Here is a 12,963-nt window from a genome sequence, read left to right on the forward strand (position 1 = left end):
GACCGCTTCAGTCGCCGACGAGGTGCACCACCGGACGGGTGCACCTCGTCGGCTTGCGGCCTGTCCTCGTCCCGGCCGGTGCTTCGTCGGCCGGCGGCCTGCACTGGTCCGGCCGGCGCTTCGTCGGCTGGCGGCCTGCACTGGTCCGGCCGGCGCTTCGTCGGCCGGCGGCCTGCACCGGTCCGGCCGGTGCCTCGTCGGTCCGCGGGCCTTCGCCCGGCTGCCGCTGTCGGAGATGTCCCGTCGAGCCCTCACCGGTGCTGTACCGCTGACGCTACGAACTTGATTACATCAATGGATCACCGTGCCGACGACTGACGGCGGACGTCGTCGAGCATGTTGGAACGCCGACGACCCCGACGGCGTCACCGCCTGATTCATTGATGTAATCAAGTTCGTAACGTGTCCGAAGACATGGCTGGTGTCCGATCGGGCGTGGGCGTGCGATCAGCCGGGGCTGCGCGGGGCTGCGCGGGGCGGTGCGGGGCTGCGCGGGGCGGTGCGGGGCGGTGCGGGGCGGTGCGGGGGCGGTGCCGGGCGGTGCGGGGGCGGTGCCGGGCGGTGCGGGGGCGGTGCCGGGCGGAGTTGGGTGGGGCGGGGCGAAGCCGGCCGGCCGCCCGTCCCCGGGACCTGGGGCGGGCGACCGACCGACGACTCAGTGCGCCAGCAGCTGACGCGCGTCCCGGATCTTCGTCCAGGACTTCGGCTGGGCGGGGGCGGCCATCCGGGCCGTGGCGGTGCTCAGCTCCGGCCGCCCGGCGGTGAAGAGCCAGGTGGTGAAGACGGCGTCCAGGTCCTGCCCGGAGAGGCGCTCGGCGAGCGCCTGGAACTGGGCGATGGTGCCGTTGCCGTAGCGGTGCCCGGCCGTCCACTCACGCAGGATCCGGAAGAAGGCGTCGTCGCCGACGGCCAGCCGGAGCTGGTGCAGCGCCATCGCGCCCCGGTCGTAGACCGCGTCGTCGAAGACCCGGTCGGCGCCCGGGTTGCCCGGGAGCACCTGCCAGAACGGGTCGTCGGCCGGGTAGCCGGCGTAGGTGAAGTCGAAGAGCTCCTGGGCGGTCCCCTCGCCCTGCTCCTCCGACCAGAGCCACTCGGCGTACGAGGCGAAGCCCTCGTTCAGCCAGATGGCGCTCCAGTCCGCCACCGACACCGAGTCGCCGAACCACTGGTGGGCGTTCTCGTGCACCACCACGTACGGGTTGGCGCCGCGCCGCCAGAAGCTCGGCCCGAACACCGGGCGGGTCTGCGTCTCCAGGGCGAAGCCGATGCCGTCGATCGGGCCGGCGACGCCGCCCTGCGCCTCGAACGGGTACGGACCGAAGATGCCGCTCTCCCAGTCGACGATCTCGGCGGTCCGCTCGATGCTGGCCCGGGCGGCCGGCTCCCGCTCGCCCAGCGTGGTGCTGTACGCGTTCACCACCGGCTGCCCGTTCGGCGCGGTGTCGGTGACGATGTCGTACTGGCCGATGGCGAGGAACGCCTGGTAGGTGGCGCCCGGCCGGGTGCTGCGCCAGCTCCACCGGGTGCGGTTGCCGGCCTCGGGGAGCGGGGCCCGGGGCTGGAGGCCGTTGCTGATCACCTCGACACCGGTCGGCACCGAGACGGAGATGTCCCAGGTGGCCTTGTCCTTCGGGTGGTCGTTGCTGGGGAACCACCACCAGGCCGACTCGGGTTCGTTGACCGCGAGCGCCCCGTCGGCGGTGCGTTTCCAGGACGTCCAGCCCGGGGTGGTCACCTGGGACGGGACCCCGGCGTACTTCACCACGACGGTGAGCTGCTGCCCGGCGGTGATCGGTCGGGGCGCGTCCACCACGAGTTCGTGGACGCCCTCGCGGTGGAAGGTGGCCGGCCAGCCGTTCACCCGGACCGACTCCACGTCGAGCAGGAAGTCGAGGTTGAACCGGGACAGCGCCTGGGTGGCCTTCGCCAGGACGGTGGTGGTGCCGCTGAGCCGGTCGGTGGCCGGTTCGTAGCGCAGCCGTACGTCGTAGTGGTCGACGTCGTAGCCGCCGTTGCCGTAGTCGGGGAAGTAGCTGTCGCCGAGGCCGGCGCTGCCGGGGGTGCCGGTGGCCGAGGGCGACGGCCGGCCGTGGCCCGGTGGGGCGGTGTGGCCGGGGGCACCGGTGCCGACGGTGCCGGCGGTGGTGACGGTCAGCGCGGCGATGGCCGCGGTCAGGACGCGTCGCACGAGGTGGACTCCCTCCATCGTGGTGTGGGGCACCGGCCAACCTAATCGACAGTTGTGAACATGTGTGTCCCGGCTCCGCGTCGTCGGCTATTCATTTTATGTCGATGTTTCGATAGTATTACCGGCCAGTAACACCACCATCACCTCTGGCCACGCGCGCGGTCGAAGGGCTCCACCACCCCTGTTCCGTGGAGGTCCCGTCATGCTCCGTCGCGTCCGCACCGCACTCGTCGCCGCTCTCGCCGCGACCCTCGGCGTCGTCGCCGTCCCCGGCGTCGCCCAGGCGGCCACCGTCAACTACGTCGCCCTCGGCGACTCCTACTCCTCCGGGGTCGGGGCTGGCCCGTACGACCTCTCCACCTGCCTGCGCAGCCAGAAGTCGTACGCCCCGCTCTGGGCCGCCGCCCACGCGGTCAGCAGCTTCCGCTTCCCGGCCTGCGGCGGCGCGGTCACCGCCGACGTCATCAACGGCCAGGTCAGCGCGCTGAGCAGCACCACTACGCTGGTCACCATCACCATCGGCGGCAACGACGCCGGCTTCTCCGACGTCATCACCAGCTGCCGCTTCGGCAGCACGTCGAGCTGCACCAACGCGGTGAACACCGCGAAGAGCTTCGCCACCGGCACGCTGCCCGGCCGGCTCGACGCCACCTACGCGGCGATCCGGAACCGGGCGCCGAACGCCCGGCTGGTGGTGCTCGGCTACCCCCGGCTGTTCGAGACGAACTGGTGCGGCCTGCTCGCCATGAGCACCTACAAGCGGACCATCCTCAACGAAGCCGCCGACCTGCTCGCCTCGGTCATCGCCGACCGGGCCGGCGCGGCCGGCGCCACCTTCGTCGACACCCGGTCGGCCTTCGCCGGGCACGGGGTCTGCGCCGCCGACCCGTGGAGCCACGACGTCAGCGGGGTCGTCGAGGCGTACCACCCGGACGCCGACGGCTACCGGTACGGCTACCTGTCGGCGCTGACCGCCGCCATCGGCTGACGTACGCCGACGGCCGGCACCCCACCCGGGGTGCCGGCCGTCCCGCGCGTCGACTCAGGACACGTCCGCGTTGCTCGGCCGCCCCCACGGGCCGGTGATGGCGAAGACGTAACCCGGGTCCTGGATGTTGGCGAAGAGGATCGTCCCGTCCGCGCTGAACGTCGGGCCGGTGAACTCGCTGGAGTTGATCTCGTTCCGGGCCAGCGGGTACGCCTTGCCCTGCGCGGTCACCCCCACCAGGTGCGACACCCCGTCGCCGTCCTCGGCCAGGATCACCCCGCCGTACGGCGAGACGGTGATGTTGTCCGGCCCGTCGAAGTTGCCGGCGTCGGCGTCCGGGTCGGCGTTCACCCCGAAGATGGTCTTCAGGGTGATCGACTCGGTGCGCGGGTCGTAGAACCAGACCTGGCCGTCGTGCTCGTTGACGCTGCCGTCGTCGGAGCGGGCGAAGCTGGCCACGAAGTACGCGCCGCCGTCCGCCCACCAGGCGCCCTCCAGCTTGCGGCTGCGGGTCACCTGCTCGTCGGTGAACTGCTTGCGCACCGAGACGGTCTTCGCGTCCCGGTCCGGCACGTCCACCCACTCCACCTTGTAGCGGGTGCCCGGAGTGGTGGCCTCGGAGAGGTCGGCGATGTGCCGGCTGCCGAGGGAGCAGCTCATCGCCTGGAGGCTGCCCGCCGTGTCACCGTCGGGGCGCTCCGCCAGGGCGCGCAGCGCGCCCTTGCCGGCCCGGAAGCCGGCCGGCGGCGTCCACCGGAAGTACAGGCCGTGCGGCCCGTTGGCGTCCTCGGTCAGGAAGATCGAGTGGGTGTACGGGTCGACCGCCACCGCCTCGTGCGCGTACCGGCCGAGGAACTTCAGCGGCACCGGGTTCTGGTTGGCGGCCCGGTCGTGCGGGTCGACCTCGAAGACGTACCCGTGGTCCCTGAGGTATTTCCCGACGGCCTTCTGCTCGGTCTCCTCGCAGGTCAGCCAGGTGCCCCAGGGGGTGATGCCACCGGCGCAGTTGTTGTGCGTGCCGGCCACGCTGACGTACTCGCGCAGCCGCCGGCCGTGCTGGTCCACCTCGATGGTGGTGGTGCCGCCCCGGGCACCCGGGTCGTAGGTCAGCCCGGCCAGCGCCGGCACGCCGTACGGCTCGCTGCCGCCGATCTCGTGGTTGTTGACCAGCACCGAGCCGTTGGGGCTGCGGAAGCAGCCGGTGCCGTCGGCGTCGCTCGGGGTCGGCTGCCCGGACTCCAGCAGCGTCGCGCCGGCCTGCGCCACGATCGTGTACGAGAAACCGGGCGGCAGGGCCAGCAGGCCCGCCGGGTCCGGGACCAGCTCGCCGTAGCCGACCGCCGGCCGGGTCGCGGCCCGGGCCGCCGCCGGTCCCGCGATGGCCTCCAGGTTGCCGGCCACCACGATGCCGAGGCCGCCGGCCGCGCCGCCGCGCAGCAGGGAGCGGCGGGAGAGGGGGGAGGAGGTCACGTCGTCGCCTTCCTGTTCACCAGTGTCGTTCCACCAGCAGGCAAGCCGTCCCGGGGGAACGGCGGGCCACGGGGCCGACGGCGCCGAGGTGAACAGTGGGCCAACCCTCCGTGCGGCCTCGCGCGCTGTGCCCATCCGGTACGCGTCCGTTAGGGTTCCTCCGATATCGGATCAGCGCGTCGGAGGGGCGGAGCGTGGGCAGGCTCGCGACGGCGTACGGGCAGGCGGTCGCCGCGCACCGGGAGGCGCTGCGGCGCTGGCAGCGGGCCCGTCAGGCGCTCGCCGCCGCCGGACCGGCCGCCCCCGGCAGTCCCGAGCTGGTGGCCCGGTTGGCCCGGCTCGGCACCGACCTCGCCGGCAGCGTCACCGCCGACCTCACCGCCGCGCCGGTCCCGGTGCGCATCGGCGAGGCGCGCAGCCTCGACGGCGGCTTCCCGGTGCTGGTGCCGCTGGCCGGCGGCACCCACCTGGCGGTGGACGTCGACGCGCGGGACCCACGGGTCGGTGAGCTGCTCCGCGCGGTGATCGTCCGGCTGCTGGCCGCCGCGCCGCCCGGCGCCGTCCGGGTCGCCGGGATCGATCCGGCCGCCTTCGGGGCCGCCTTCCTGCCGTTGCGTCCACTGCTCGACGCCGGTGTGCTCGCCCCGGCGGCCACCACCGCCACCGAGATCGCGGCGCTGCTCGACGAGGCGGAACGACACGCCCGGGCAGCCCAGCACGCCGGTGCGGCCGACCAGGAGCTGCTGCTGATCGTGGCCGCGTCGGCCCCGCCGCCCCGGGAGCTGGCCCGGCTCGCCGCGCTCACCCACGCCGGTCCGGCCGCCGCGGTCTGCGTCCTGCTCGCCGGGTGGCCACCGGCCGGGCCGGGTGGCGCGCCGCCGCTGGGCGCCACCACCGCACTGCGGCTCAACGAGCGGTACGCGCTGGTCGGTGACCCGCCCGGGCAGCCGTTCAGCGTCGACGGCAGCGGACTGGCCGCCCCCGTCGTGCTGGACGGCGACCCGGCCGCCGGCACGGTGGCCGCCCTCGGCACCCGGCTGGCCGCCGCCACCCGACGCGCTGAGGCGGTGCGCTTCACCGACCTGCTGCCCGAGCGGCGCTGGGCCGAGTCGTCGGCCACCGGTCTGCGGACCGTCCTCGGCCGCTCCGGTCGGCAACCCGTCAGCGTGGCCTTCGACGACGCCACCCCGCACTGGCTGGTCGGCGGCCGGACCGGCGCCGGCAAGACCGTGCTGCTGCTCGACGTGCTCTACGGCCTCGCCGCCCGCTACGCCCCGACGGAAGTTCAGCTGCACCTGCTCGACTTCAAGGAGGGGGTGAGCTTCACCGAGTTCGTCCCCACCGACCGGGACCCGTCCTGGCTGCCGCACGCCCGCGCCGTCGGCATCGAGTCCGACCGGGAGTACGGCGTGGCCGTGCTGCGCGATCTGCGTGAGGAGCTGACCCGACGGGCCGGCCTGCTCAAGCGGCACGGCGTCACCAAGCTCGCCGACCTGCCCCCGAACGCCCGGCCGCCCCGGATCGTCACCGTGGTCGACGAGTTCCACGTGCTGCTGGCCGGCAACGACGCGCTCGCCCGGCAGGCCGTCGACCTGCTGGAGGAGTTGGCCCGCAAGGGCCGCTCGTACGGGCTGCACCTGGTGCTGGCCAGTCAGAGCACGACCGGCATCGAGGCGCTCTACGGCCGGGCCGAGGCGATCTTCGGGCAGTTCCCGCTGCGGCTGGCGCTGCCCGGCGGCAGCGGCGTGCTGGACCCGCTCAACGACGCCGCGAAGACCCTCGCGGTCGGTGCCGCCGTGCTGAACACCGCCGGCGGGGTGGCCGGCGCGAACGTCGAGGTCCGCTTCCCCGACGCGCACGCCGCCGCCAACGACCTGGCGACGCTGCGCCACGAGCTGTGGGCGGCCCGGGCGGCGGGCGCGCGACCCCCCACCGTCTTCCGCGGGTACGAGACGCCCCGGCTCGCCGACGATCCGACGTGGACCGCGCTGCGGCCCACCACCGACCCGCCGCTCGCCCTGGTCGGCCGCACGGTCGACGTGGCCGGCAGCCCCGCCGCGTTCCGCCTGGACGCCACCCCCGGCCGGCACCTCGCCGTGGTCGGCACCGACGAGGTCGGCGTCGACGTGCTGCGGGCGACCACCCTCGGCCTGGCCCGGCAGCACGCCCCCGGCACCGCCCGGTTCCTGCTCGCCCCGCTCGCCGCCGGGACGGTCGACCGCGCCGACGACCTGGCGATGACCCTGGCCGCCGCCGGCCACCCCGTCGAACGCCTCGACGTCGCCGCCCTCCGCGCCCGCATCCCCCTGCTCGCCACCCCGCCCGGCGGCGCGCCGAGTCGGACATATCTGGTGGTGTTCGGGGTGGACGCGGCCTCCGCCACGCTGGCCGCCACCGACCCGGTCACCTTCCGTTCCGGCCACGACGAGCTGCGGGCCCTGCTGCGCCAGGGACCCGGGCACGGGGTGCACCTGCTCGGCTGGTGGCGCGGGCTGCGCCGGCTCGGCGAGGACCTCGGCGGCGCGCAGCACCGCGACGACGTGACGTGCCTGGTCGCGCTCAACGTGCCCGGTGGCGAACTCGGCCTGCACCTCGGCGTGCACGACCTGAGCTACACCCCGCGCGCCGGGCGGGCCCTGCTGGTGGACCGGCACGACCACCGGACCAGCCTGATCGTGCCCTTCGTCGACGACGCGGACGAGCAGGAGTGACGGTGCCCGGATTCGACGAGTACGCGGCCGTCGCGCGGCAGCTCTCCGCGCGGCGGCGCGGCGGGGAACAGGCGGTCGCCGCCGAGGCGGAACGTCGCCGTGCGTTGGCCGCCGCCGTCGAGCAGCTCGGTCAGCGGCTCGCCGCCCAGGGGCAGCGCCTCGACCAGCTCGGCCAGGCCATCGGCGTCGACGCGGCCGACCGGGCCGCCACGCCCGCCGTGCCGGTCGGGGTGACCCCGTCGGGCGGGACGGCCGGTGTCGCCCCGTCGGGCGGGACGGCCGGGGTGCCGGGGGAGGGGCAGTCGTCGGCCGGAACCGGGGCGGGCGGGACCGGCGGCGCAGCCGCCGCGCCGGGGCGGGCGGGGGTCGGGGCGTATCCGGACGGGGGCGTGGGGGAGACGGCCGTGCCCGCGCCGCGGCCGGCGGGGGACGATCCGGCGGCGGAGCTGGACGCGGCCCGGCAGCTCGCCGACTCCGCCGACCGGCACGGGCGGGAGGCCGAGGCGCTCGCGCACCGGCCCGCGCTGCTGCCCACCTGGTCGCCGCTGGCCCGGGCGGTCGCCGTGTACGCGGGCTGCGCCCTCGCCGGTGGCGTGCTGCTGCTGGTCGCGGCGGTCTCCCCGGCGACCCAGGCGCTCGGGCTGGGCCTCGTGCTCGCCGCGATGTGTACGGGCGTGCCGGTCGTCGCCTTCGTCGCCGGCCACCTGATCCTCGGTCGCTGGGGCAGCCCGGTGATCGGCGGTGACGTGCCGACCTCCCGGTACGTGCCGCTCGGCTTCGTGATCTGCGCGCTGCTCTCCCCGACCCTCTACTGCGCCTACATCCTCGCCTTCCGCCTCCTCCGCTGACCGCGCCGTCGCCGCCGGTCACCGGGTCGCCCGAGATCTTGGAAGTCTCCGGCCCTTCCCGGGGCACTTTCGCTCCAAGAAAGTGCTGGACAGGGCGATTGCCAGCAACAAGATCCTGGGCAAGAACTTCGTCACGAAGTACGGGACCAAGCAGGGAATCATCGTTCTCGGTCGGGTGGCGCCGTTCGGCATCGGCGCGGTGATCGGTGGTGGCGCCAACGCGGCCCTCGCCACCCTGGCGGTGCGGGCCGGCCGACGCGCCTTCGGCGAACCTCCGGCCTCCTGGCCCGAGTGAGTCGAACCCGGGCGCTCGGTCACTTCGCCGCCCGGACCCAGCCGAGGAAGCGCTCCTCCAGGCGTGGAGCGGTGCTCTGGTCGAGGTCGGCCAGGTGCTGCCGGGCGACCGTCATCAGCGCCGCCAGATGGACCAGCAGGCCCACCCGGTCGTGGCCGTACTCGCGCAGGAGCGACAGCCGTGCCCGCCCGCAGGGCCACGGGTGTGCGCAGGCACGGCAGAGCCAGGTCGGCGGCAGGGCGGTGTGCTCGCGTCGCCGGGGGAGGGTCGTCATCGGGCCACCCGCTCCCGCCTGAGGAGTGTCGCGTCCGGGCCGGACGGGACCGGGTCGGGCAGCCGGCGCAGGCCGTCGCGGAGGACGAAGAGTTCCCGCTTGGCGACCGCCTGCCCCTGCCGGCCGAGCTGGTAGACCTCGATCCACGTCCAGCCGTGGGGCGGGTGCCGGTCGGTCAGCTCGCGGACGACCCGGACGCGGATCGGGACGGTGAACTGCGGGGACGTCTCGCGCGTCAGCAGCAGCAGCTCACCGGCCCGGATCCTCGGGGCTGTCTCGGGCACCGCGTCCCCCTGTCCGGTCGGAAGGGGCCGCCCCAGTGTTCGCCTGTGGCGGCCCCGACGGGACGCGACCGCCGGGCTCCGCCTCCACCGGCCGCGCCGTCCTCTGTGGCAAGATTCCCGCGCGTCACTGGTCAGATACACCGCGTAGCGATATGGTCGGCGGATATTCGGGACGTCCCAACGGAGGGGCCGTGAACGACGCGTTGCGGGTGGCGCTGCACGAGACCGGACTCACCACAGAGGCACTTGCCGAGCGGGTGGGGGTCGACCCGAAGACGGTCGGCCGGTGGCTCAGCGAGGGGCGGATCCCGCACGGGCGGCACCGGGTGTCGGCGGCCGAGGTGCTGCGGCGGGACGTGTCGGACATCTGGCCGGACACATCGAGACGTCGTGAGCCGGTCTGGTTCCGTCCCTGGCAGGAGATCGAGCGGGAGGCGGTGTCGCTGCGCTCCTTTGAGCCGCTCGTGCTGCCGGGCCTGCTCCAGACCGAGGCATATGCCCGGGCCGTTCTTGACGGGGGCGGCCTGATTCCGCGCGCTGACGTCGAACGTCACCTGGCGGCCCGCCTCGCCCGGCAGGGCGTGCTGCGCCGGGACGACCCGCCGCAGTTCACCGCCGTCATCGACGAGGGAGTGCTGCGCCGACCGGTGGGCGGTCGGGAGACCATGCGCGAGCAGGTGCGGGCCTTGGTGGACGCCTGCGCCGAGCCGCACATCCGGGTCCACGTCGTGCCGTCCACCGTGGGTGTCTACGCCGGACTGAACGGGCCCTTCGTGATCGCGACCTGCCCGGACCATCGGGTCGCCGGCTATCTGGACAACCAGTTGCAGGGACAAGTGGCTAGCGATCCCGACGACATCGCGGCCATGATGACGGCGTGGGAGAACGTGCGCGGCGAGGCGCTCTCGCACCGGCAGTCAGTCGACCTTCTCAGGGAAGTGGCGCAGACATGGAGCTGATCGGCGCGCGGTGGCGCAAGAGCAGCCGCAGCAGCGGCAACGGTGGCAACTGCGTCGAGGTCGCCGACAACCTGCCGGGAGTGGTCGGGGTCCGCGACTCCAAGGACCCGACCGGCCCGGCCCTGACCTTCACCCCCGACTCCTGGCGGGCCTTCGTCACCCGGCTGGCCGACCGGCGCCCCTGAAACCCTCCTTGCCGGGAGCGCTGCCTCATCGAGGTCGCTCCGAGCCCGCCCGTCGCCCCACCGATCCCGTCCCGGCTGTCCGGCTGCCCGCGTGTCATTCTGGGGCGGCGTCGGTGCGATCCGTTAGCATTCCGGGTATGACCGGACCGGTGACCAAGAAGTCGTTCTCCTTGCCGCAGGACGTCGCGGAGCGCCTGGAGCGTGAGCCGAACGCCAGCGCGTACGTCGTCGACGCCGTGCGGGCCCGGATGCGCGCCGAGGACCTCGACGCCGAACTGGCCCGGCGTGGCATGACCGTGACAGCGGAGGGGCGGGCCCGCGCCCGGGCGCAGCGCGCACAAGTGGAGCAGGAGTGGTCGCCCGGCCGGCGGGCGGCGCTGCGGGAGCGGTCACGCCGGGCGGCGCAGGAGATGCTGGACGGCACCGACGGTAGCGCGTCCGCGGCATGACCGATCCGGAACTGCCTCCGGTGCGCCTGGTGCTGGACCGCTCGGCGCTGCTCGCCTACGTCGCCGGGTCGATGCACGTGGCCGAGCCGCTGCATGAGGTGGCGCAGGACGGTGTCCGCTTCGGTGTGCCGGCCGTCGCGGTGGCGGAGGCGCTGGCGATGATCGACGATGCCGGCGATCGGGCGGTGCTGCATCGGCTGCTGGAGCGTCCCGCGTGCGCGGTGCTGTCCACCTGGGGCGAGGAGTGGCAGGAGTTGGCGTACTGGCGCGGGGAGACCGGCCGGGTCGATCTCGCCGCCGCCGTCATGGCGGTGCTCGATCATGACGCCTGCGTCCTCACCAGCGAGGGCAAGGCATACGGCGACGGTGGCGACCTGCCGGCGATCGTCTTTCCGGGCTGACGGCACCTGACCGGGTCAACGGTCCAGGTCCATCCCGTCGAGGGCGAGCATCGCGACTTCGTCGGCGCAGCCCCAGGACAGCGTCACACCCGCGCCCCCGTGTCCGTACGCGTGCACCAGCCGCCGCCCGTCGGCGCTCGTCGCCTCGACGCGGGGCCCGCCGTGCCGGGCCGGTCGCAGCCCGACCCGCTCGCCGAGGACCGCCGCGTCGGCCAGCTCCGGCACCAGCGCCACGCAGCGGGCCCGGATCGCCGCCGACACCGCCGGATCTGGCCGGGTGTCCCACTCGCCCGGCTCGAAGGTGCCGCCGAGCACCACGTCGTGCCGTCGCGGGTGCACGTAGGTGATCCCCGCCGGGTTCTCCTCGTCCCGGACCGAGGTGGTCAGGCCCGGGTTGGCGACCAGCACGAGCCGGCCCCGGACCGGGTGCACGGCCGGGTCGTCGGCGAGCCGGCCGGCGGCCAGGCCGGTGGCGTTGACCACGGTGGGGGCGAGCGCGAAGCCGTCGGTGAGCCGCGTCAGCCGACCGGGCAGCACCCGGCCGCCGACGGCGACGAAGCGGTCCCGCAGCCAGCCCAGGTAGGGCAGCATCTCCACGGTCGGCGCGGTGAACCGCAGCTCCGCCGCGTACGGCCCCTCGCCCGGCCGGACGGTCAGGTCGCCGGTCGCCGCCGCCCACCACGGCGGCCCGTCCCACGGGCGGCGCAGCAGCATCCGGGTCGGCCGGGCCACCACGCCGGGCACGCCCGCCGCCGCCTGTCGGGCCAGTTCGGTGTGGGTGTCGGTGGCCCAGCGCAGCACCCGGGGGTCCGCCTCGGTGTGGCTGGGATACCAGACCGCGGCGGCCACCGCCGAGACGGTCTCCGCCGGGTCGTCGGCGGCGAGCAGGTCGACCCGGGCACCCCGTTCCCGCAGTCGGACCGCCGCCGTCATCCCGATGATCCCGCCCCCGACCACCAGCACGTCCGCTCGTTTCCGCATCGCCGGCCTCCCGCGTCCGGGCCGCTCCGGGACCGGGCGGCTGGACCCCGATCGTGTCGCCGGTGCCCGTCCGGCGTCCAAGAGGGATTCGGCCGGTGGCGATAAGCGGCGCTTATGCTCGCGGCATGGCTGTGTCGGATCCCGGGCGAGACGACCTGCGCCGGTGGCGCTATTTCGTGGTGCTCGCCGAGGAACTGCACTTCACCCGGGCCGCCGCCCGGCTGCGGATCGCCCAGCCGGCGCTCAGCCAGCAGATCCGGGCGCTGGAACGGCAGCTCGGCGTGCCGCTGCTGCGCCGCGACAGTCACGGCTGCACGCTGACCGGGGTCGGCGAGCAGGTCGCCGCCGAGGCCCGGCGACTGCTCGCCGAGGTGGACGCGGCCACCGCCCGGATCCGTGACCTGGTCGGCGGGCGCGGCGGGCGGCTGCGGCTCGCGTACACCCGCTCGGCCCGGGGCGGCCGGGTCGACGCGCTGGTGGCGCGCTTCCGGGCCGCGCACCCGGAGGTGGAGGTCGTCGCCGAGACGGGCTGGACCGCGCCCAACGTCGCCGGCCTGCTCGCCGGCCGTCGCCGCGTGCGGCGCGCCGAGGTGGCCGGGCTGCCGGCGGTGATGTGGCCCCGGGAGAACGGCCCCGGCATGTTCGACCGGACCGTCGCGCAGGTCTGGCCCGACGGCGGCTTCCACCTGGTCCGGCAGGAACCCGACGACGAGCAACTGCTGCGCGCGGTGGCGGGCGGCGACGTGGTCGCGGCCGTGCCGGCCGGCCGGGCCCGCGCCCTGAAGGTGCCCGGGGTACGCCTGCGCCGCTTCACCGCCCCCACCCCGACCGTGGACGTCGCCCTCGCCTGGCGGACGGACACCACCGACCCGGCCGTACGCCGCCTCGTCGCCCTGCTCGACGCCGGCTGACTGCCGTCCCGGCCCGTTC

14 protein-coding genes are annotated in these 12,963 nt (G+C 74.7%); 9 read left to right on the forward strand and 5 right to left on the reverse strand.

What is annotated here, in order from left to right; translation table 11 throughout:
• Positions 1–655: 655 nt before the first annotated feature.
• The gene (locus tag ABUL08_RS02605) at positions 656–2,188 is read right to left on the reverse strand and encodes a M1 family metallopeptidase (RefSeq protein ID WP_350934132.1); all 1,533 of its coding nucleotides are present in this window, start codon (positions 2,186–2,188) and stop codon (positions 656–658) included.
• 202 nt (positions 2,189–2,390) lie between these two features.
• Between ABUL08_RS02605 and ABUL08_RS02610 the strand changes: the two genes are divergently transcribed.
• Positions 2,391–3,176, forward strand: a complete 786-nt coding sequence (locus ABUL08_RS02610; RefSeq protein WP_350934135.1) for an SGNH/GDSL hydrolase family protein — start codon at positions 2,391–2,393, stop codon at positions 3,174–3,176.
• Between the two features lie 54 nt (positions 3,177–3,230).
• Here the strand turns inward: ABUL08_RS02610 and ABUL08_RS02615 are convergent, their stop codons facing one another.
• Positions 3,231–4,646 (reverse strand): alkaline phosphatase PhoX, encoded by a 1,416-nt coding sequence (locus tag ABUL08_RS02615; RefSeq protein ID WP_350934137.1) that lies wholly within the window; start codon positions 4,644–4,646, stop codon positions 3,231–3,233.
• A 194-nt stretch (positions 4,647–4,840) separates the two neighbouring features.
• Between ABUL08_RS02615 and ABUL08_RS02620 the strand changes: the two genes are divergently transcribed.
• The 3 genes from ABUL08_RS02620 (at position 4,841) to ABUL08_RS02630 (ending at position 8,500) form a co-directional block, all read left to right on the forward strand.
• Positions 4,841–7,357: an FtsK/SpoIIIE domain-containing protein gene (locus ABUL08_RS02620; protein ID WP_350934139.1), complete on the forward strand. Its 2,517-nt coding sequence runs from the start codon at positions 4,841–4,843 to the stop codon at positions 7,355–7,357.
• A gap of 2 nt (positions 7,358–7,359) precedes the next feature.
• Positions 7,360–8,205, forward strand: a complete 846-nt coding sequence (locus ABUL08_RS02625; RefSeq protein ID WP_350934141.1) for a hypothetical protein — start codon at positions 7,360–7,362, stop codon at positions 8,203–8,205.
• Positions 8,206–8,287: 82 nt separating this feature from the next.
• A complete protein-coding gene (locus ABUL08_RS02630; RefSeq protein ID WP_350934143.1) occupies positions 8,288–8,500 on the forward strand; it encodes a hypothetical protein in 213 nt (70 codons plus the stop codon).
• Positions 8,501–8,519: 19 nt separating this feature from the next.
• On the opposite strand, the gene ABUL08_RS02635 is transcribed toward ABUL08_RS02630, so the two are convergent.
• On the reverse strand, positions 8,520–8,774 hold the full coding sequence (locus ABUL08_RS02635; protein WP_350934145.1) for a flavin reductase: 255 nt from the start codon (positions 8,772–8,774) through the stop codon (positions 8,520–8,522).
• Positions 8,771–9,058 carry a hypothetical protein gene (locus ABUL08_RS02640; protein ID WP_350934147.1) on the reverse strand — a complete coding sequence of 96 codons (288 nt, stop codon included), beginning with the start codon at positions 9,056–9,058 and terminating at the stop codon, positions 8,771–8,773. Before ABUL08_RS02640 ends, ABUL08_RS02635 begins: the two co-directional genes overlap by 4 nt.
• Before the next feature lie 191 nt (positions 9,059–9,249).
• Here ABUL08_RS02640 and ABUL08_RS02645 point away from each other — a divergent pair, with 191 nt between their 5' ends.
• The 4 genes from ABUL08_RS02645 to ABUL08_RS02660 all read left to right on the forward strand — a co-directional run bounded on the left by ABUL08_RS02645 (position 9,250) and on the right by ABUL08_RS02660 (position 11,052).
• Positions 9,250–10,017 (forward strand): helix-turn-helix domain-containing protein, encoded by a 768-nt coding sequence (locus tag ABUL08_RS02645; RefSeq protein WP_350934149.1) that lies wholly within the window; start codon positions 9,250–9,252, stop codon positions 10,015–10,017.
• Complete coding sequence (locus ABUL08_RS02650; protein ID WP_350934152.1) at positions 10,008–10,202, forward strand: DUF397 domain-containing protein; 195 nt, start codon at positions 10,008–10,010, stop codon at positions 10,200–10,202. The genes ABUL08_RS02645 and ABUL08_RS02650 overlap by 10 nt, the downstream gene beginning before the upstream one ends.
• A gap of 137 nt (positions 10,203–10,339) precedes the next feature.
• The gene (locus ABUL08_RS02655; RefSeq protein ID WP_350934154.1) at positions 10,340–10,651 is read left to right on the forward strand and encodes a hypothetical protein; all 312 of its coding nucleotides are present in this window, start codon (positions 10,340–10,342) and stop codon (positions 10,649–10,651) included.
• On the forward strand, positions 10,648–11,052 hold the full coding sequence (locus ABUL08_RS02660) for a hypothetical protein (RefSeq protein ID WP_350934155.1): 405 nt from the start codon (positions 10,648–10,650) through the stop codon (positions 11,050–11,052). The genes ABUL08_RS02655 and ABUL08_RS02660 overlap by 4 nt, the downstream gene beginning before the upstream one ends.
• Positions 11,053–11,067: 15 nt before the next feature.
• On the opposite strand, the gene ABUL08_RS02665 is transcribed toward ABUL08_RS02660, so the two are convergent.
• Complete coding sequence (locus ABUL08_RS02665) at positions 11,068–12,033, reverse strand: FAD-dependent oxidoreductase (RefSeq protein ID WP_350934157.1); 966 nt, start codon at positions 12,031–12,033, stop codon at positions 11,068–11,070.
• Between the two features lie 125 nt (positions 12,034–12,158).
• Here ABUL08_RS02665 and ABUL08_RS02670 point away from each other — a divergent pair, with 125 nt between their 5' ends.
• Complete coding sequence (locus ABUL08_RS02670) at positions 12,159–12,944, forward strand: LysR family transcriptional regulator (RefSeq protein WP_350934160.1); 786 nt, start codon at positions 12,159–12,161, stop codon at positions 12,942–12,944.
• Positions 12,945–12,963 lie beyond the last annotated feature (19 nt).

The sequence above is a fragment of the Micromonospora sp. CCTCC AA 2012012 genome, from assembly GCF_040499845.1.
In the GTDB taxonomy this organism is placed as follows: Bacteria; Actinomycetota; Actinomycetes; order Mycobacteriales; family Micromonosporaceae; genus Micromonospora; species Micromonospora mangrovi.